The organism is Streptomyces venetus (genome assembly GCF_039540295.1).
Taxonomy (GTDB): Bacteria; Actinomycetota; Actinomycetes; order Streptomycetales; family Streptomycetaceae; genus Streptomyces; species Streptomyces venetus.
Genome location: NZ_BAABET010000010.1, coordinates 214,423 through 232,876, shown reverse-complemented (window position 1 = coordinate 232,876; position 18,454 = coordinate 214,423). Strand labels below are relative to the sequence as shown.

At 70.4% G+C, this 18,454-nt stretch carries 15 protein-coding genes; 5 read left to right on the top strand and 10 right to left on the bottom strand.

The features are described 5' to 3' along the window. From ABEA82_RS30290 to ABEA82_RS30265, 6 genes are all read right to left on the bottom strand, one after another. Window positions 1-975 carry an alpha/beta fold hydrolase gene (locus tag ABEA82_RS30290; protein ID WP_345664891.1) on the bottom strand — a complete coding sequence of 325 codons (975 nt, stop codon included), beginning with the start codon at window positions 973-975 and terminating at the stop codon, window positions 1-3. Between the two features lie 94 nt (window positions 976-1,069). Further along, window positions 1,070-1,564, bottom strand: a complete 495-nt coding sequence (locus ABEA82_RS30285; RefSeq protein WP_345664889.1) for a lamin tail domain-containing protein — start codon at window positions 1,562-1,564, stop codon at window positions 1,070-1,072. Between the two features lie 141 nt (window positions 1,565-1,705). Beyond that, window positions 1,706-3,070 (bottom strand): FAD-dependent oxidoreductase, encoded by a 1,365-nt coding sequence (locus tag ABEA82_RS30280; RefSeq protein WP_345664888.1) that lies wholly within the window; start codon window positions 3,068-3,070, stop codon window positions 1,706-1,708. Between the two features lie 212 nt (window positions 3,071-3,282). Continuing rightward, on the bottom strand, window positions 3,283-5,913 hold the full coding sequence (locus tag ABEA82_RS30275) for a SpoIIE family protein phosphatase (RefSeq protein WP_425588568.1): 2,631 nt from the start codon (window positions 5,911-5,913) through the stop codon (window positions 3,283-3,285). 276 nt (window positions 5,914-6,189) lie between these two features. Further along, a complete protein-coding gene (locus ABEA82_RS30270; protein ID WP_345664886.1) occupies window positions 6,190-6,735 on the bottom strand; it encodes a hypothetical protein in 546 nt (181 codons plus the stop codon). A gap of 28 nt (window positions 6,736-6,763) precedes the next feature. Then, a complete protein-coding gene (locus ABEA82_RS30265) occupies window positions 6,764-7,342 on the bottom strand; it encodes an ATP-binding protein (RefSeq protein ID WP_345664885.1) in 579 nt (192 codons plus the stop codon). Window positions 7,343-7,505: 163 nt separating this feature from the next. Here ABEA82_RS30265 and ABEA82_RS30260 point away from each other — a divergent pair, with 163 nt between their 5' ends. Together ABEA82_RS30260 and ABEA82_RS30255 are read left to right on the top strand one after the other, a co-directional pair. Next, on the top strand, window positions 7,506-7,736 hold the full coding sequence (locus tag ABEA82_RS30260; RefSeq protein ID WP_345664884.1) for a DUF397 domain-containing protein: 231 nt from the start codon (window positions 7,506-7,508) through the stop codon (window positions 7,734-7,736). 108 nt (window positions 7,737-7,844) lie between these two features. After that, window positions 7,845-8,759, top strand: a complete 915-nt coding sequence (locus tag ABEA82_RS30255; protein ID WP_345664883.1) for a helix-turn-helix domain-containing protein — start codon at window positions 7,845-7,847, stop codon at window positions 8,757-8,759. A 51-nt stretch (window positions 8,760-8,810) separates the two neighbouring features. Here the strand turns inward: ABEA82_RS30255 and ABEA82_RS30250 are convergent, their stop codons facing one another. Next, window positions 8,811-9,638: an SAM-dependent methyltransferase gene (locus tag ABEA82_RS30250; protein ID WP_345664882.1), complete on the bottom strand. Its 828-nt coding sequence runs from the start codon at window positions 9,636-9,638 to the stop codon at window positions 8,811-8,813. A 360-nt stretch (window positions 9,639-9,998) separates the two neighbouring features. On the opposite strand from ABEA82_RS30250, the gene ABEA82_RS30245 reads away from it, so the two are divergent. Next, window positions 9,999-11,681: a hypothetical protein gene (locus ABEA82_RS30245; protein ID WP_345664881.1), complete on the top strand. Its 1,683-nt coding sequence runs from the start codon at window positions 9,999-10,001 to the stop codon at window positions 11,679-11,681. Window positions 11,682-11,690: 9 nt separating this feature from the next. On the opposite strand, the gene ABEA82_RS30240 is transcribed toward ABEA82_RS30245, so the two are convergent. Next, window positions 11,691-12,335 carry a hypothetical protein gene (locus ABEA82_RS30240; protein ID WP_345664880.1) on the bottom strand — a complete coding sequence of 215 codons (645 nt, stop codon included), beginning with the start codon at window positions 12,333-12,335 and terminating at the stop codon, window positions 11,691-11,693. A gap of 196 nt (window positions 12,336-12,531) precedes the next feature. Between ABEA82_RS30240 and ABEA82_RS30235 the strand changes: the two genes are divergently transcribed. Continuing rightward, window positions 12,532-12,705, top strand: coding sequence for a CsbD family protein (locus tag ABEA82_RS30235; RefSeq protein WP_345664879.1), 174 nt, complete (start codon window positions 12,532-12,534; stop codon window positions 12,703-12,705). Window positions 12,706-12,897: 192 nt separating this feature from the next. Here ABEA82_RS30235 and ABEA82_RS30230 read toward each other — a convergent pair whose 3' ends face one another. Further along, entirely contained in the window at window positions 12,898-13,131 is a 234-nt protein-coding gene (locus tag ABEA82_RS30230) for an oligopeptide/dipeptide ABC transporter ATP-binding protein (protein WP_425588573.1), read from the bottom strand. Between the two features lie 510 nt (window positions 13,132-13,641). Here ABEA82_RS30230 and ABEA82_RS30225 point away from each other — a divergent pair. Then, window positions 13,642-16,821, top strand: a complete 3,180-nt coding sequence (locus tag ABEA82_RS30225) for a glycoside hydrolase (protein ID WP_345664878.1) — start codon at window positions 13,642-13,644, stop codon at window positions 16,819-16,821. A gap of 54 nt (window positions 16,822-16,875) precedes the next feature. Here ABEA82_RS30225 and ABEA82_RS30220 read toward each other — a convergent pair whose 3' ends face one another. Next, window positions 16,876-18,321, bottom strand: coding sequence for a glyceraldehyde-3-phosphate dehydrogenase (locus ABEA82_RS30220; protein WP_345664877.1), 1,446 nt, complete (start codon window positions 18,319-18,321; stop codon window positions 16,876-16,878). Window positions 18,322-18,454 lie beyond the last annotated feature (133 nt).

Sequence of the window (18,454 nt, the reverse complement as noted above, 5' to 3'; positions counted from 1 at the left end):
TCAGCGGTCGAGGGCGCGGAGCCAGTCGATCAGGAGCCGGTTGGTCTCGTCGGGGCGCTCCTGCTGCGCGAAGTGCCCGCAGCCGTCGAGGATGTGGGAGCCCAGCAGTCCGGGCAGCGTGGTCGGATATGCCTCGATCGCGTCGGCCAGCCAGGTCAGGGACGCGTCCAGACCGCCGCCCAGGAACAGTGACGGCTGGGTGACGGGGGCTCCGGCGAAGGCCGCCAGGTCCTGCCAGTCCCGGTCCATGTTCCGGTACCGGTTCAGGGCACCTGTCATCCCCGTCCGTTCGAACTCTCCGGCGAAGACGTCCAGGTCGGCCTCGCTCAGCCAGTGCGGCAGACGGCCGGCGGGGAACCGGTCGCGCAACCGCCCTCCCCGTGCCACGAAGTGCGGGTCGGCTTCGGGGCTGGTGCCGGCGGACAGGGCGGCGTAGAAGCCCGCCAGCCAGCCGCGCACATCGGGTTCGATCTCCGCCTCGGCCCGGCCCGGCCGCTGGAAGTAGGAGACGTAGAACTCCTCCTCGCCGCCCATCCGCGCGAAGACCTCACTGGGCCTGGGGCCGCCGGGCGGCGTGTACGGCACGCTCAGCAGCCCCACCGCGCGGAACACCTCGGGCCGGACCAGCGCGGAGGTCGCGGCGATCGTCGCACCCCAGTCGTGCCCGACGACCACCGCGGACCGCTCGCCCAGCGCCTCCACCACGGCGACGTTGTCCGCCACCAGTTCGAGCATCCGGTAGGCGTCCACCGCCGCGGGCCGGGACGAACGGCCGTAGCCGCGTACGTCGACGGCCACCGCGCGGTAACCGGCGGCGGCCAGCGCCGGAAGCTGGTGACGCCACGCGTACCAGGACTCGGGGAATCCGTGCAGCAGCAGCACCAGCGGCCCGTCACCCTGCTCGACGAGGTGGATGCGACCGGCCGGTGAAGGCACGAGGCGGTGCGTGTGGTCGACGGCGGACGTCTGCGGCATGGATCCTCCCGCGGTCCAGCAAGGGGCTCTCGGTCCACCGATCATCCAGCGCCCGCCGCGACGCACACCAACCCTTTGCCGTTTCGGCAAAGGGTCAGCCGTGGTACGTGATGTACCCGTTGCCGTCCCCGTCGGAGCCGCTCCTCGTGTACGAATGCACGTCGGCACGGCTGCCGGACGGCTTGTACACGTAGATCGTGTCCTTGTCGTTGTTCCACATGAAGTTGCAGTTGTCGCGGTACACGACGTTCCCGGCGTCGGAGTCGGTCCCGTTGCCACCGCGCAGCTTCACGTAGTCACCCGGCTGGAGGGTGTGGCTCGCGGTGAAGGTGAACCTGTTCCCCGCCGCGTCCCTGACGACGTACCCCTTGAGGTTCACCGTCGTCGACCGCGAGTAGTTCTTGATCGTCAGGTACTCGTCGTCGGTGTTCCCCGTCGAGCAGCGGTTGGAGTCGCGGCCGGGAGCGTCGTACTGGACACCCCGGATCTTCAGTGCGGAGTCGTACTCGGCGGCCTGGGCCGGAACCGCCGTCAAGGCGGTCAGGGCTCCGGCAGCGGCGGCCGTGGTGGCGACAAGGCGTATACGCATGGACGTTCGTCCCCCCCTGCATGGCCTTCTGGTGAAGGCGATGTGATGGTTCGGTGAAGCATCCGGATCGTACACGTTTCAAGTACGCAGAAGGGCGGGTTCGGTGACAATGCCACCGAACCCGCCCCGAGGTGTGAGGCGTCAGGCGCCGCTCGCCCGCAGCATGTCCTCACGCTCGACGATCTTCACGCGCTCGCGACCCTCCGGCTCGCCCAGCGCCTTCTCCGCGGCATCCAGCTCGTACCAGCCCTGCCAGGTGGTGAAGCGGATGTTCCGCTCGGCGAGGAACGAGTCCACGGCGTCGAGGGCGGGGGAGGCGGGCGTGTGCAGCCGGCCGTTCGCGTAGTCGTCCAGCAGGTTGGACACCGTCTCGTTCGCGTCACCCTTGGTGTGCCCGATCAGGCCCACGGGGCCGCGCCGGATCCAGCCGGTGACGTACGTGGACCGCAGGTGCTCGCCGGTCTCCTGCATGACCCGGCCGCCCTGGTCGGGGACGGTGCCCGAGTCGATGTCCCAGGGCAGCTTGGGGAGTTTGTCCGACAGGTAGCCGACCGCCCGGTAGACCGCGCTGACGTCCCAGGTCTTGAAGGTGCCGGTGCCCTTGACGTTGCCGGTGCCGTCCAGCTCCGTGCGCTCGGTGCGCAGGCCGACGACCTTCCCGTCCTCGCCGAGGACCTCGACCGGCGACTCGAAGAAGTGCAGGAAGAGCTTGTGGGGCCGGTCGCCGACGTCGCGGATCGCCCAGTTCTCCAGAGTCTTGGCGACCATGTCGGCCTGCTTGTTACCGCGCCGGGTGGCGATCGAGCCCTCGTCGTAGTCGATGTCCTCGGGGTCGACGATGACCTCGATGTTGGGGGAGTGGTCCAGCTCCCGCAGCTCCATCGGGCTGAACTTCGCCTGCGCCGGGCCCCGTCGGCCGAACACGTGGATCTCCTTGGCCCGGTTGGCCTTCAGACCCTCGTAGACGTTCGGCGGGATCTCCGTCGGCAGCAGTTCGTCCGCCGTCTTGGCCAGGACGCGCGCGATGTCGAGCGCGACGTTCCCGACGCCGAGCACGGCGACCTTCTCCGCCTCCAGCGGCCAGGTGCGCGGCACGTCCGGGTGGCCGTCGTACCAGGACACGAAGTCCGCGGCGCCGTACGAGCCGTCGAGGTCGATGCCCGGGACGGACATCGCCCGGTCGGCCGTCGCGCCGGTGGCGAAGATCACGCCGTCGTAGAACGCACGGAGATCGTCCAGGCTGATGTCGGTGCCGTAGTCCACGTTGCCGAAGAGCCGGATCTGCGGTTTGTCGAGGACCTGGTGCAGGGCGGTGATGATGCCCTTGATCCGCGGGTGGTCGGGGGCGACGCCGTAGCGGATCAGGCCGAACGGCGCCGGCATGCGCTCGAAGATGTCGATGGACACACCGGGTTCGGCGGCCACCTCGGACTTGAGCAGGGCGTCGGCGGCGTAGATCCCGGCGGGGCCGGATCCGACGATGGCTACCCGCAGGGGGCGGGGCATGGTCAGGTTCCCTTCGAGCGGCGACAAGCGATCTCGCTGTGAAGCCTAAACTGAGGCATGCCTAAGTTGGTACGCGGGTCCGGTCTATGAGCTCATAAGGCGACTTTATGACCGGTCACAGACGGCCTTATCGGCGCTACGGGCGACGCCGCACACCGCACGCCGGTCCTGCGAGCCGCCGCCTCAGAGGTGCCGCACGGACCGACGGCCGCTCACGGCAACGGCTGCTCCGCCCAGATCACCTTGCCCGCCGGCAGGTAACGCGTGCCCCAGCGCTCGGCGAGCTGCGCGACGAGGAACAGACCCCGCCCGCCCTCGTCCGTCATCGTCGCGTACCGCAGGTGCGGCGAGGTGCTGCTGCTGTCGAACACCTCGCAGATCAGGTTGCGGTCCCGCATCACCCGTACGTGGATGGGGCCGCCGCCGTACCGGAGCGCGTTGGTCACCAGCTCGCTCAGGATCAGCTCGGTGGTGAACGTCAGCTCGTCCAGCCCCCACTCGGCCAGCTGCCGGGTGACCGCCGCCCGCACCTCGCCCACGGCCGCCGGGTCGGCCGGCACCGGCCACTCGGCGACCCGGTCGGCGGTGAGCGCCCGCGTGCGCGCGACGATCAGGGCGATGTCGTCGCTGGAGCGGGCCGTGAGCTGCGAGTCCAGCACGACCTGGCAGGTCTCCTCGGGGGACTCGCCGGCCCGGCCCAGCGCCTCGCCCAGCATCTCCAGACCGACGTCGATGTCCCGCTCACGATCCTCGACCAGCCCGTCGGTGTAGAGGACGAGCCGGCTGCCCTCGGCCAGCTCCAGCTCCGCCGTCTCGAACGGCAGACCTCCGAGTCCGAGCGGGGGGCCGGCCGGCACGTCCGGGAACTCCACGCTGCCGTCGGGCCGGACCAGGGCCGGCGGGGGATGCCCGGCCCGGGCGACGGTGCAGCGCCGGGAGACCGGGTCGTAGACGGCGTACAAGCAGGTCGCGCCGGTGACCGGGGCGCTGCCCTCCTCCTCCGTCTCGTCCTGGTCGATACGGCTGACCAGCTCGTCCAGCAGGCTGATCAGCTCGTCGGGCGGGAGGTCGAGGGAGGAGAAGTTGTGCACGGCGGTGCGCAGCCGCCCCATGGTGGCCGCGGCGTACAGCCCGTGGCCGACGACGTCCCCGACCACCAGCGCGACCCGGGCCCCGGACAGGGGGAGCACGTCGAACCAGTCGCCGCCCACCCCGGCCTGGGCCGGCAGATAGCGGTAGGCGATCTCCAGCGCGTCCTGCTCCGGCAGGTTCCGGGGCAGCAGACTGCGCTGGAGCGTCACCGCCATGCTGTGTTCACGGGTGTAGCGGCGCGCGTTGTCGATGGAGACGGCGGCCCGCGCGACCAGTTCCTCCGCCAGGGCCAGCTCGTCCGGGTCGAAGGGCTCCGGCTTCTCGGAGCGCCAGAAGCTGACCACGCCCAGCACCAGGGCGCCGGCCCGCAGCGGCACGGTGATCAGGGAGTGGATGCCGTACTCCACGATCTGCGCGGAGCGCTCGAGGTCCTGTGCCTGCCAGCCGGGTGCCTCGCCCAGCCGGGGCTCCAGCACCGGACGTCCGGTGCTGAGGCTGTGGCCCTGCGGGGACGAGTCGACGAACCTGATCCGCTCGCCGACGGGATAGAGGGGCGCGTCCTTGCGGATCCCGCTCAGCGCCGTCCGGCTGAGCGCGGCCGCCGCGTCGGGCTGCCCGCCGCTCAGCACCGCGTCGAACAGGTCCACGGTGGCGAAGTCGGCGAACCGCGGCACGGCCAGCTCGGTCAGCTCCTCGGCGGTACGGGTCACGTCCAGGCTCGTCCCGATACCCACCCCGGCGTCGTACAGCATGTTGAGCCGTTCCCGCGCCGTCTCGGCCCGGCCGGACAGGGCACGCAGCTCCGTCGAGTCACGCAGGGTGGCGACGCTGCCGGGCGGAACACCCGCACGGTCCGTGGTGCGCTGGTTGACGGCCAGCAGCCGGTCCCCGACGAGATGCACCTCGTCGGTGGCGACGCGCCCGGAGGCCAGCAGGTCGGCGGTGCCCGGGTCGAGTCCCAGACTGAGGACGTGCCGGCCCTCGGCGTCGGCCGGCAGCCCGAGCAGGCGGTGCGCCTCGTCGTTGGCGAGCAGCAGCGTGCCCTCGTCGTCGACGATGAGCACGCCCTCGCGTACGGCGTGCAGCACCGCGTCGTGGTGCTCGTACATGCGGGTCATCTCGTGCGGCCCGAGCCCGTGGGTCTGGCGCAGCAGCCGCCTGCTCACCAGCGCGGCGCCCGCCGTCGCCAGGGCGAGCGCCACCGCGGCGGCGGACAGCACGAGTGGCAACTGACGGTCGGCGGTGCCGCCGACGTTCTTCGTCGTGATCCCCGCCGACACCAGCCCGACGACCCGGCCGTCCGGGGCCCTCACCGGCACCACGGCCTGCACGAGGGGGCCGATGGTGCCTTCGACCTGCTCGATCACCGTCCTCCCGGCGAGGGCGGGCGCCAGCGTCCCGACGAACTTCTTCCCGATGCGGTCCGGCTTGGGATGGGTGTAGCGGATCCCGTCGGTGTTCATGACGACGATGAAGTCGACCTTCGACTGCTCACGGGCGGCCTCGGCGCGCGGCTGGAGCACGGCCGTGGGGTCGGGGCTCTCCAGTGCCGCGATGGTGCCCGGAGCGTTGGCGAAGGTCTCCGCGACGGCGAGTGAGCGGTTGCGGGCCTCCTTCGTCGTGTCGTGGCGCACCTGGAGGACCAGCGCCACCACGGCCGCCACCACCAGCAGCAGCACGATCACCACGACGAGCAGGAACACCTGTCCGGCGACGCTTCGTCCCCCCAGCGCCGGCCGCAACCCCGCCATCGGATTCCACCGCGACGGGCCCGCCTCCCGCCGCTGCCGAGAGGACGGCGCAGCGCCGGGCCGCAGGGGCGATCGAGTCCCGGATCGACCCAAGAGTCGGACCATGTGCCATTCCTACACTGCCAGGCCCCGGGAGGCGAGAGGCATCACCCATGGTGACAGGGGGCTCTCACCGTTTCATCACGTCTGTGGGCGGACGGGGCCTGCGCGTCCGTTTCCGCTTTGGCGGGCACGCGGCCGGCCGGGCGGGACACGGCGAACGGGACGCGACGAACGTCAGGCGCCCAGGGACCGGGCGAGCTCGGTCGTCGCCCGTGCGATCTCCGCGTCCTGGTCCGCCAGCAGCCGCCCGAGTTCCGCGCGCCGCGCACGCACCGCCTGTCGCGCCGCACGCTCCCACACCACCGGATTCTCCCGGCGGTTCAGCAGCTTCGGATAGGCGGCTGCCGTGCTCTCCCACTGCCGGGCGTCGGCGATGTTCTTGAGCAGCCGGATGATCTGGGGCCGGCAGGTCACCTGCGGCAGCTTCGCGAGCTCCCAGAGGAAGGGGACCGTGGCGGCCGTCGCCTGCTCCACGACGAAGCCGAACTGGCAGATCCGTTTCCGCAGATCGTCCAGGGCGGACCGGGCGGTGTCGGCGTCGCCCCAGGCGATGCCGTTGAGCAGAAGGGGAATGGCTGTCGCCGCACCGGTGGAGTCCTGGATGTCGTCCCAGGGCACGCGGTCCAGGGTCATGAGCGGCGTGTTCCTGGCCACCCCGGTGGGGACGTCGGGGCGCTGTGGGCGCTCGCTGCTCGGGTGTTCCGTCGAAGCGCTGCGCATGGCGAGGGGCCTTTCCGCGGCAGTCGTGTCAGTGGGGTGGACGGGTCGACAACCTGGCCCAGACCGTCTTGCCCGCCGGAGGGCAGGGGGTCCAGCCCCACTCCTCGGACAGCGCGTCGACGATGTGCAGGCCCCGGCCGTGCTCCACGAGGCCGGAGCCTTCGGGTCCGTACACGGGCGGGTGGTCGTCGGGGTCGGAGACGGTGATCAGCAGGCGGGTGGGGGCCAGGAGCAATCCGAGCCGGATCTCCGGCCCACCCGGCGCATCCGCCGTCCCCGGCGCCGCGTGGGTCGCGGCGTTGGCGGCGAGCTCGGTGATGACCAGCGTGGTGTCGTCGCAGCGGTGGTCGAGGGACCAGGCGTGCAGCGTGTCACGGGTGAAGGACCGGGCCCGCGAGAATCCCTCCCGGCTGCACTCGACTCGCAGGTCGGCCGAGGCGGACAGGGAACCGGAGAACTGCGGCAGCTTCTCCGGCGCCGAAGACGGGATCCCGTACGACGCCTCCGCGCGCGGCCCGGCCGGGAGTGTGTCGCTCGTGCCGGGTGCGCCCGTGTGTGCCGCCACCTCACCCGGCGGACGGAGCACGTACTGCGCAGCTGATGACACGGCATCTCCCCGATGCGACGTCAGGACGCGGCGCCAGCCCGGGGGTTGACGCCGCGGCTATTATCCACGCTGAAGGCCCTCGCGTGCAATTGCACGAGAAATTGCGCACACATCAAGCCGTCGCGGGTACGCGAGTCGGAACGAGAACAGCAAGGAGACTGCGATGCCACCAGTGCAGAACGGAGTGCAGGCAAGCTCGTTGGGCGCCTGCTGGATCAAGAGCCGGCACAGCAACGCCGAGGGCAACTGCGTCGAAGTGGCCGCCCTCGTCGACGGGGGCATCGCGATGCGCAACTCCCGTGACCCCGACGGTCCCGCGCTCGTCTACACGGCGGCGGAGGTGGCGGCGTTCGTGGCCGGGGCGAAGGACGGCGAGTTCGACCACCTGTTGTGACCGGAGCTCAACTACCCAGTTGCGAGCGGCTTCTTCGGACGGGTGCGGGAAGGCCGGGCAGGGTGCGATAGTGTAAGTCGCCCTTGTGCCGGTCTGCTGGGAGTCAGGATGTCCGCCGCGTCGCATCGCATCTCCCGTCTGGAACCCTACCTGGACAGGCCCGAGCCTGCGCCGACACTGCTGAAGATGCTGGTCGGTGTGCAGCTCGCAGGCTTCCGCGAGGACGCCGGGCTCGCACAGGACCAGGCGGCACGCGCTGTCGGCTTCAGTGCCGCGAAGCTCTCCCGCATCGAGTCGGGCAAGGGCCGCCGCCCACCGACGGAGCACGACGTCCGCGCGCTGCTTCAGCTCTACGGCACCGACGACTACGAGGTCTCGGTGCTGCTCAAACTGCTGCAGCGTGCCGGTGAGCCGGGCTGGTGGCAGCGGTACGACAAGCGGCTGATGCCCGAGTGGTTCGACCGGCTGGTCGGACTTCAGGAGGCCGCCGCCACCATCCGTACCTTCGAGATCCAGTACGTGCCGGGCCTGTTGCAGACCCCTGCCTACACCAGGGCCGTGGTGGAGCGAGGTCTGCCCAATGCCCCGGCCGGTGAGGTGCGGCGTCGCGTCGAACTCCGTGAACGGCGGGCGCGGTTGCTGTCGCGGGCCGAAGCCCCGCAGCTCTGGGCGATCATCGACGAGTCCGTGCTGCTGCGCGTCCTCGGCAGCACCGACGTGATGCGGGAGCAGCTCGCGCACCTCGTGGAGATGGCCGGACGCCCCAACGTGACCCTGCAGATCGTGCCGCTGAGCGTCACGAACGCCTCGGCGCCGGCCATCCCGGTCACCTATCTGCGCTTCGGCGGCCTCGACCTTCCCGACGTGGTCTATCTGGAGCACATCAAGAGCGCGAACTTCCTCGAGGACCGCGACGAGACGGAGGAGTACCGGATCGCGCTGGACCGGCTCGCGGACGAGGCGCTCAAGCCCCGCGACTCCCTGGAGCTGCTGCGCCGGACGATGGAGCAGCGCTACCCCTGACGCGAGGGCTCCGTGCGCGGGACGACCGGCGTCCCGCGCAGGGCGCCGCGGTCACTTCTCCGCCGGGATCCGTCCCACGCCGCCGAACTCGATCCACTCGTGCGTGAGCTGACGGGGCGCCACCTCGGTGTCCGGACGCCAGGTGGACACCTCCACCAGCCCCGGCTCCAGGATCTCCAGGTCCTTGAAGTAGGCGGCGACGTCCTTCGGCTCGCGCACGCGGCCCCAATGCCCCTGCGTCGCCTGGTCCATGAAGTTCGTGACGAAGTCACGGACCTCGGCGTCCTCGCTGACCAACTGGCACATCACCATGAAACTGCCGGGTGCCAGCCGTTCCCGCACGCGGCGGGCCACCGCGAGCGGCCCGTCGGTGTCGCTGTCCGGGATGCAGTGGAACACCGAGTTGAACAGCACACACACCGGCTCGGAGAAGTCGATCAGCCGCTTGGTGTCGGGGTGGTCGAAGATCAGGTCGGTCTCGCGCATGTCCGCGTGGATGACGGTGGTGCGCTCGTCCTGCTCCAGCAGTGCCCGGCCGTGGACCAGGACCATCGGGTCGTTGTCGACGTACACCACGTGGGTCGTGGGGTCGATGCGCTGGGCGACCTGGTGCACGTTGTCCTGCGTCGGCAGACCGGATCCGTGGTCCAGGTACTGCCGGATGCCGAACTCCTCGGAGAGCGTCTTCACGACACGCTGGAGGAAGCGCCGGTTGTTCAGGGCGAGGCGGCGCGTGCTGGGCACGACCTTGTCCAGTTCCTCGCACGCGGCGCGGTCGGCCGCGTAGTTGTCCTTGCCGCCCAGGTAGTGGTCGTACATACGGGCTGCTGTCGGCACGGTCGCGTCGATCTCGGTGGACAACTGCTTCTCGGACTGCATCGATCCCCCTGCATGGTGCCGCGCCAACGGACTGGCTGGACAGGAAGTACATCCTAGGGAGGGGCAGTTGGGCCGTGCCAGCCCAGTGGCGAACGTGCCCACGATCGAACGAAAAGATGATCGTGTGCCGCTACGTCGCGTGCTCACTGTGTCACCTTCAGGCACTCTGCGTCACCGGACTCCGGTGCGTCGAGCGAGGTACTCGCCGGGGGAGAGTCGTACTCCTGTGGGAGGTGGGGTCGTGGACCCCTCGGCCGAAGCCGGGCGGAAATCTCGGGAAATCAGTCCTGCGCTCATGCATGACCGCGCCGACGCGATCCAAGATGTGGGTGAGGACCCGGCCGCTTCCCAGGAGCAACCATGGACGACTACTACGACCTCGGTACCTACAGCCGCCCCGTGACCACGTCCTCTTCGACGGCCCAGCTCTGGTTCGATCGCGGCCTGATGTGGACCTACGCCTTCCACCACGAGGAAGCCGTGGCCTGCTTCGAACGGGCGGCCGACGCCGATCCGCAGTGCGCGATGGCGTACTGGGGGATCGCCTACGCGCTGGGGCCCAACTACAACAAGCCCTGGGAGTTCTTCGACGGCGAAGAGCTGGTGCGGACCGTCGAACGCACGCACACGGCCGTCGAACGGGCCCACGACAAGGCCGTCCACGCCACCCCGGTCGAAAAGGCCCTGATCGGCGCGTTGCGGGCCCGCTATCCGCAGTCGGAGGCCGTGCAGGACTGCTCGGTGTGGAACGAGCCCTACGCGGACGCGATGCGCGCGGTGTACGACCTGGCCCCGCACGACCCGGACATCGCCACCCTCTACGCAGACGCCCTGATGAACCTCACCCCCTGGCAGCTGTGGGACCTGAGCACGGGGCAGCCGGCCGGGGGCGCGCGCACCATGGAGGCCAAGGCGGCCCTGGACGGCGCTCTCGCGACCGACGCCGGTGCCCGCCATCCGGGGGTCCTGCACCTGTACATCCACCTGATGGAGATGTCCCCGACGCCGGAGCAGGCCCTCACCGTCGCCGACCGCCTGCGCGGACTCGTGCCCGACGCGGGGCACCTGCACCACATGCCCTCGCACCTCGACGTCCTGTGCGGCGACTATCGCCGGGTCGTCGCCGCCAACAGCGACGCCATCGCCGCCGACGAGAAGTTCCACCGGCGGGCCGGAGCGATGAACTTCTACACCCTCTACCGGGCGCACAACTACCACTTCAAGATCTACGGCGCCATGTTCCTGGGGCAGGCGCAGGTCGCCCTCGACACCGCCGCGCAGCTGGAAGCGGCCATCCCCGAGGACCTGCTGCGGGTGCAGAGCCCCCCGATGGCCGACTGGCTGGAGGGCTTCCTCGCCATGCGCGTCCACGTACTGATCCGCTTCGGACGCTGGACCGACATCCTCGCCCTGCCGGCCCCCACCGACCAGAAGCTGTACGCGGTGACCACCGCCATGCGCCACTACGCCCGCGGTGTCGCCCTGTCGGCCACCGGCGAGGTCGGCCGCGCGGAGACCGAGCGCGAGCTGTTCCGCGAGGCGGTGGGCAGGGTCCCCGAGACGCGGATGCTGTTCAACAACACCTGCCGCGACATCCTCGCCGTCGCGGCGGCCATGCTGGACGGAGAGCTGGAGTACCGCAGGGGCCGTCACGACCTCGCCTTCGCCGCGCTGGAGCGGTCCATCGCGCTGGACGACGGTCTGCCCTACGACGAGCCCTGGGGCTGGATGCAGCCCACCCGCCACGCCTACGGCGCACTGCTGCTGGAACAGGGACGGGTGGCGGAGGCCGAGGTGGTCTACCGCGCGGACCTCGGCCTCGACGACACCCTGCCCCGCCCCCTGCAGCACCCGGGCAACGTCTGGGCCCTGCACGGCTTCCACGAGTGCCTGATCCGGACGGGCCGGACCGGCGAGGCGGCCCTGGTGGCCCACCAGCTCAAGCTGGCGACCGCGCTGGCCGACGTACCCATCGAGGCGTCCTGCTTCTGCCGTCTGGAGACAGCGCCCGGTCCCGGGGACGAGGACCGGTGCTGTCACTGACGCCGGGCGTCACGGCCGGTTCAGGCCCGCTCGCTCCAAGGCCCTGGTCATGGCGGCCTGGTCCCGTTTCCGCCCGTCGGGGTCGGTGGTGAGGGACAGCAGGAGCTCCGGCGTGAGCCGGTGGTTCTCGGCATGGGTCAGCAGGGCCTCGGCGTCGTGGGCCGACGTGGCGGCGTGATCCGCGTCGCCGACCGTGCGCAGCACCTCGTCCCGGTCGGCGAAGCGGCTCATCCCGCAGTCGAGCCCGTCGTCGTCCAGGGTGCCGGGATACGGAGCACGGGCCCAGGCTCCGTCCTCGAACCAGTAGACGCACCCCAGGTCACCGCCGTTCAGCAGGTCCTGAAGCTTCTTGTGGGGCAGCCAGGCAGGGGCGCCGGCGAGCATGTCGACCGGCGGCTCATGCCATGTGCAGTCACTCGACTCGTCCTCGCCGAAGAGTACGTACCGCCCCTCGCCCCGCCGTGCGAAGCCCCACCAGGTGCGGCCCGAGTCGTCCAGGTGGAGCCCCCTGTCGTCCACCCAGGTCCCCGTACGGTGATGGCCCGCCTCTTCGTCCTCGGCGGTGGCCTCCAGTACGGCGATGAGCGCCCAGCGCGCCCACAGCGTCTGCGCCGACGGCAGGTCCCCGGGCAGCCCCGGCCGGTTGATGGTCATGCCTGTCCTCCGGGCTCGCAACGTCGATCATGAACAGAGCCAGGCTCTCATGGACCGAACGGGCCTTTCCCAGTAGCTGGTTGGCGGCCTCGGAGCCGGCCTCCGGCGCGTGAACTCCTGGGCAGGTTTGGACCGCCCAACAAAGGTCACTCGGGCTGTGACCCCGAAGTCGGACACGGCTTGGAGTGAGTGAATCGTGGCTGGAGAGCAGAAGGGCAAGGCGAAGGCCGAGCAGGCCAAGGGAAAGGCCAAGGAGATGGTCGGCCGTGCGGTCGGCAACGAGCGGCTGACGGCCGAGGGCCGGGCGGAGCAGTCCAAGGGCGACGCCCGCCAGGCCAAGGAGAAGACGAAGGACGTCTTCAAGCACTGAGGTCGTCTTCCAGCATCAGGTCATGAACCCGTGGCGGTGCCGCGTCCCCGTAGCGGACGCGGCACCGCCACGGCCGTGAGCCGCCCGAACGGATCGGCCCGGCCACGGCCGGAGGGCCTGTGGCTCAGCAGCGCTGCACGGGGGACCGGGACCTAGGAGTCCCTGGTGGAGGGCATCGGCTGACTCCGTCCGTCAGGACGTGACCGTAGGTGGCTCCGCCAGAGGGAAGTGACATGCCGCCCCGTGGCGGAGATCGCCGGGCGGCGGTGCGGGGTCTGCTGCGGCACAGAGGCCCTGCGCCCGCCTGCACCGGGTCCGGAAGCGGCACCCGGACGGCGGGTCCGTCGGTGACGGGATCTCGCCGGTGAGCAGGATGCGCTGCCGCCTGCGTCCTCGGCCGGTCGCGGGGGAGCGGGCGGCCGACAGGAGCGCCTCCGTGTAAGGGTGGCACCGACAGGCCCAGCGCGGAGACGGGCTCGTCGCAGACGATCACCTCCGGCTCCAGCGCCAGGGCACGGGCGATGGTGGCAAGGGCGGGTTCCAGGCGTCCGGCGGACGGTTCGCGCTCGGTGAGGGGCCTCGGTGATGTTGGCCCGTGTCACCCGGCCCGTCGCGGTCAGCGAGGCGTCACAGGGTTCGAGCGTCGGCGGTTCCTCGGGCAGGACGATGCGCAGGGTGTCCGGGCCGCCGCCGATGGGGTCGGCACCGGCCACCGAGCAAGAACGGTCACTGCGCCTCCGCGCTCGCTCGCGTACACAACAGAGAACGTCGTTTAGATATGTGGACGATCATTAGTGGGGCGGCGAGGCGGAACGCGTCAAGAGGTCTGCACCGGTTCCCAACTCGCCCCACCTCTTGACGTGTTGATTGCCGTCCTAAAACATTCGGGAAGCTCGATTGATTCTGCGCGGTTCTGTTCGCTCCCGAAGGGAATCCATGTCCAGCAGACATCGCCTCGCCCGGGCCTCGGCGATCACCGTCCCCCTGGTACTCGGCGCGGGACTCGTGGCCGTGCCTCCTACCGCCGCTGCCGCTGCCGCTGCCGCCGAACCGCCCGGCACCGCGGTCACGGTACGGATCGACCCGTCCTACCGGCAGCAGGAGTTCGAAGGGTGGGGGACGAGCCTCGTCTGGTTCGCCAACATCACCGGCCGCTACCCGGAGCCCATCCGCCAGAAGCTCGCCGACATGCTCTTCGGCGACGACGGCCTCCGCCTCAACATCGCGCGCTACAACATCGGCGGCGGCAACGCCCCGGACGTCCGCAAGGACTACATGAAGGTCGGCGCGACGATGGACGGCTTCTGGAAGGCCCCCGAGGGCACCACCCGGGAGGACACCGACTGGTGGAACCCCGACGACCCGGACCACTGGGACTGGTCCGCCGACGCCGGCCAGCGCTGGTGGGTGGACCGCGTCAAGAACAAGGTGACGAAGTGGGAGGCCTTCAGCAACTCGCCGCCCTGGTTCCAGACCGTCAGCGGCTACGTCTCGGGGGGCTTCGACGCCAACACAGACCAGATCAGACCGGATCGCGTCGACGACTTCGCCACCTACCTGGTCAAGGTGACCGAGCACCTGGAGAAGAAGCACCGCATCAAGTTCGACACCCTCGCCCCGCTCAACGAGCCCAACACCAACTACTGGGGCACCCAGCTCGGCCCCGACGGACAGCCCACCGGCGGCCGTCAGGAGGGCGCGCACGCCGGCCCCGAACTCCAGCAGAAGGTCGTCCTGGCCCTGCGCCGCGCCCTCGACAAGGCGAGGACCCGCGCCACCGTCTCCGCCATGGACGAAACCAACCCCAGCACCTTCGTCCGCAACTGGAACGCCTACGACAGCTCCGCCCGCGCCGCCGTCGACCAGCTCAACGTGCACACCTACGGCACCGGCATGCGCACCAGTGCCCGGGACAGCGCCAAGGCCGCGGACCGGCCCTTCTGGATGAGCGAGGTCGAGGGCACCTGGGGGACCGGCACCGACTTCACCGGCATGGAACCCGGGCTCGGCATCGCCACCCGGATCGTCGACGACATCCGTGAACTGGAGCCGTCCGCCTGGGTGTTGTGGCAGCCGGTCGAGGACGCCGTCCCACAGGCGCAGGCCGGCAAGAACTGGGGCAGCATCCACATCCCGTTCGACTGCACGGCGAAGGACACCCTGGAGACCTGCCCGATCCGGGCCAACACCAAGTTCCACACGCTGCGGAACTTCACCCACCACATCCGGCCCGGCGACCACTTCGTGAAGGCCGACGACCCCTCCAGCGTCGCCGCCGTACGCAAGTCCGGCCGGGGAGCGACCGTCGTGCACGTCAACAACGGCACGACCCCGCGCGCCGTGACCCTGGACCTCTCGCGGTTCCGGCGCGTCACCCCAGGCGCCACCGTCACACCAGTCGTGACCAGCGGCGACGGCGCCCTCGTCCGCGGCACGCCCGTGCGCGTGAAGAACGACTCCGCCACGGTGACCGTCCCGGCGAAGTCCGTCACGACCCTCCTCGTGAACGGCGTGTCCGGCACCGCCGAGGACGCCGCCCTCGTACGGCCCGGCCATGTCTACCGCCTCCAGGGAGCCCAGAGCGGCAAGTCCCTCGCCCCGTCCGCCGACGGCGACGGCGTCGTCGTCCGCACGGACGACCCGAGCGCCAAGTCCCAGCTGTGGTCCGTGAAGCGGCTGACCCGCGGCGACGGCAACCGTGAGCGCTACGCCCTCGTCAACGCCGCCACCGGCGGACGCCTCGCCGCACGCGACAACGACGCCGTGCTCGAAGAGAGCGACACCCCGGCCGCACGGTGGATCATGTCGACCACCGGGGACGGCACCTGGACCTTCGTCAACGCCGCCACGGGCCGATTGCTGGACGTCGTCGGCCAGTCGACGGCGGACGGCGCCCGTGTGTCGGCGTACCTGCCGACCTCCGCCGCGAACCAGCGATGGGCCGTGACCGACGAGACCGTGCTGCGCACCCGGCAGGCCAAGGCGTTCACCGTGCCCGGTCGCGCGCCCGAACTGCCGGAGACCGTGACGCCGGTCTTCCGCGACGGTGCCCGGGGCGCGATCCCCGTGCGGTGGACGCAGCCCTCCGAGTCGCGCTGGAGCGAGCCGGGCACGGTACGGGTGCGGGGACGGGCGACCGACGCACTCGGCCGGACCGTCCCCGCCGAGGCGGTCGTCACCGTGGACACCATCGCCTCGACGCTCCCGGCCCGGGCCAAGACCTACACCGGCGGACACCCCGAGCTGCCCGCCACCGTCACGGCCGTCGGACGGCACGGCGGAACCGCCGACCTCCCGGTCACCTGGGACGTCGCGCCTGACAAGGCGTTCGACGACGCCGGAGTGGTGACCCTGCGCGGCACCGCGCACGTCCCCGGCGGCACCACGGCGGCGGCGACCGTACGCGTCCAGGTCACGGCACCCCGGGAGACGAACACCGCGCCCGACGAGGGGGTGACGGCCGGCGCGACGTTCACCGAGAGCGGCTACTCCGCCGAGGGCCTGCGCAACGGGATCACCGCCGAGAAGGCCTGGTCCAACTGGAAGTCAGGCACCAAGAATCCGTCCGACACCATCACCTTCACCCTGCCGGAGCCACGCGATCTGACCCGGGTCGTGACCCACTTCCACCGCGACGGCGGCAACGTCAGCTTCGCCGAGTCCCTCAAGATCCAGGTGCGCGGTGCCGACGGCACCTGGACCGACGCGAGCGACTCGGTGCCGGTCGGCACCGAGGGCACACCCGTCGTCGATGTCCCGGTGCGCACCCCCGGCCCGGTGACCGGGGCACGCGTGGTCATGACGGCGCGACCGGGCGGCTACATCACCCTCGGGGAGATCGGACTGCGTGCCAAGGCACCCGGCACGTCCGGGGACGCGGCGGCCGCGTCGATCGAGGTGGACGGCGTGCCGATCGACGGCTTCGACCCCGACCGGACCGACTACCGGGTGATGGCCGACCGGCCGGACAAGGCGCGGATCACCGCCACGCCGCGCGATCCCTACGCGACCGTGACGGTCCGCGAGGACACCTCGCAGGCGGCCCAGGTCGTCACCGTTCGCAGCGAGGACGGTACGCGGACCCGGCAGTACAGCATCCGGCCGGCCCGCTCCTGACACAGGAGAACGCGGGGCGTGCCAGCCGGACACGCCCCGCGTCGACCTCCGGGCTCAGACCGCCGGAGCCGGGTACGTCGGGTACTCCACCCCCGACACGTGCTGCACGACACGGATGACCTGGCAGGAGTAGCCGAACTCGTTGTCGTACCACAGGTAGAGGATCGCGTTGTCGCCCTCGACCTTGGTGGCGCCGGCGTCGACGATCGAGGCGTGGCGCGAGCCGATGAAGTCGCTGGAGACCGCGTCGGGCGCGCTGATGAAGTCGATCTGGCGCTTCAGCGGCGAGGTCAGGGAGACGTCACGGAGGTAGTCGAGCACCTCCTGGCGGGTGGTCTCGCGCGCGAGCTGGAGATTGAGAATCGCGATGGAGACGTCCGGCACCGGGACCCGGATGGAGCTGCCGGTGATCTTCGCCTTCAGGTCGGGCAGCGCCTTGGAGACGGCGGAGGCGGCACCGGTCTCGGTGATGACCATGTTGAGCGGCGCGCTGCGGCCCCGGCGCTCGGACTTGTGGTAGTTGTCCAGCAGGTTCTGGTCGTTGGTGAACGAGTGGACCGTCTCCACATGGCCACGCTGGACACCGAACTCGTCGTCCATCGCCTTCAGCGGCGGCACCAGCGCGTTCGTGGTGCACGAGGCGCAGGACAGGATCTGCTCGTCCGGCTTGATGGTGTCGTGGTTGACGCCGTGGACGATGTTCGGGACGTCGCCCTTGCCCGGTGCGGTCAGCACGACCTTGTCGATGCCCGGGCGCAGGTGCTGCGACAGGCCCTCGCGGTCGCGCCACTTGCCGGTGTTGTCGATGAGGATGGCGTCCTTGATGCCGTACGCCGTGTAGTCGACCTCGGACGGGTCGTTCGCGTAGATCACCTTGATCTCGTTGCCGTTGGCGACGATCGTGCTGTTCGCCTCGTCGACGGTGATCGTGCCCTGGAACTGGCCGTGGATGGAGTCGCGGCGCAGCAGCGAGGCGCGCTTGACGATGTCCTGCTCACCACCGCCGCGGACGACGATGGCCCGCAGCCGCAGACCGTTGCCCGAGCCGGCCTTCTCAATCAGCAGCCGGGCCACGAGCCGGCCGATGCGGCCGAACCCGTACAGGACGACGTCGCGCCCCTCGCGGCGCTCGATCTTGTTGGCTCCGATGGCACCGGCGACGGCCTCGGCGGTGAACTCCGCGATCGACAGACCGCGGTCGTCCTCGCGGTACGTCGCGGCGAGCATGCCGATGTCGATCTGCGACGGCCCGAGGTCGAGGGCGGCGAGGGTCTGCAGGAACGGCAGCGTCTCGGTGACGGAGAGCTCCGCACCGGCGATCTGCCGGGCGAACCGGTGGGTCTTCAGGATGCTGACCACCGACTTGTTCACCAGGGAGCGGCTGTGCAGCAGGACGGTCACGTCCCGCTCCCGGTGCAGCTTCCCGATGATCGGGATCATCGACTCCGCGATCTCCTCGCGGTTCTTCCAGTTGGTGAACGAGTCGTCGTTGAGAGTCACGAATCCATCTTTCGAGCTAGGCGGCGCTCATATGTTAAACCGTCGATTTCCGGATCATGAACGGGGTCCCACCGCGGGGCCCGCCCGGCTCCGCGAGCCCCGGGCCGCCCGGCCTGAGACGATCGGAACGGAG

Coding starts and splice junctions, on each gene's coding strand:
- ABEA82_RS30280 (WP_345664888.1), bottom strand. CDS start 3,070: ATGCCCCGCCCCCTGCGGGTAGCCATCGTCGGATCCGGCCCCGCCGGG.
- ABEA82_RS30285 (WP_345664889.1), bottom strand. CDS start 1,564: ATGCGTATACGCCTTGTCGCCACCACGGCCGCCGCTGCCGGAGCCCTG.
- ABEA82_RS30245 (WP_345664881.1), top strand. CDS start 9,999: ATGGACGACTACTACGACCTCGGTACCTACAGCCGCCCCGTGACCACG.
- ABEA82_RS30240 (WP_345664880.1), bottom strand. CDS start 12,335: ATGACCATCAACCGGCCGGGGCTGCCCGGGGACCTGCCGTCGGCGCAG.
- ABEA82_RS30270 (WP_345664886.1), bottom strand. CDS start 6,735: ATGCGCAGCGCTTCGACGGAACACCCGAGCAGCGAGCGCCCACAGCGC.
- ABEA82_RS30260 (WP_345664884.1), top strand. CDS start 7,506: ATGCCACCAGTGCAGAACGGAGTGCAGGCAAGCTCGTTGGGCGCCTGC.
- ABEA82_RS30225 (WP_345664878.1), top strand. CDS start 13,642: ATGTCCAGCAGACATCGCCTCGCCCGGGCCTCGGCGATCACCGTCCCC.
- ABEA82_RS30250 (WP_345664882.1), bottom strand. CDS start 9,638: ATGCAGTCCGAGAAGCAGTTGTCCACCGAGATCGACGCGACCGTGCCG.
- ABEA82_RS30290 (WP_345664891.1), bottom strand. CDS start 975: ATGCCGCAGACGTCCGCCGTCGACCACACGCACCGCCTCGTGCCTTCA.
- ABEA82_RS30255 (WP_345664883.1), top strand. CDS start 7,845: ATGTCCGCCGCGTCGCATCGCATCTCCCGTCTGGAACCCTACCTGGAC.
- ABEA82_RS30275 (WP_425588568.1), bottom strand. CDS start 5,913: ATGGCGGGGTTGCGGCCGGCGCTGGGGGGACGAAGCGTCGCCGGACAG.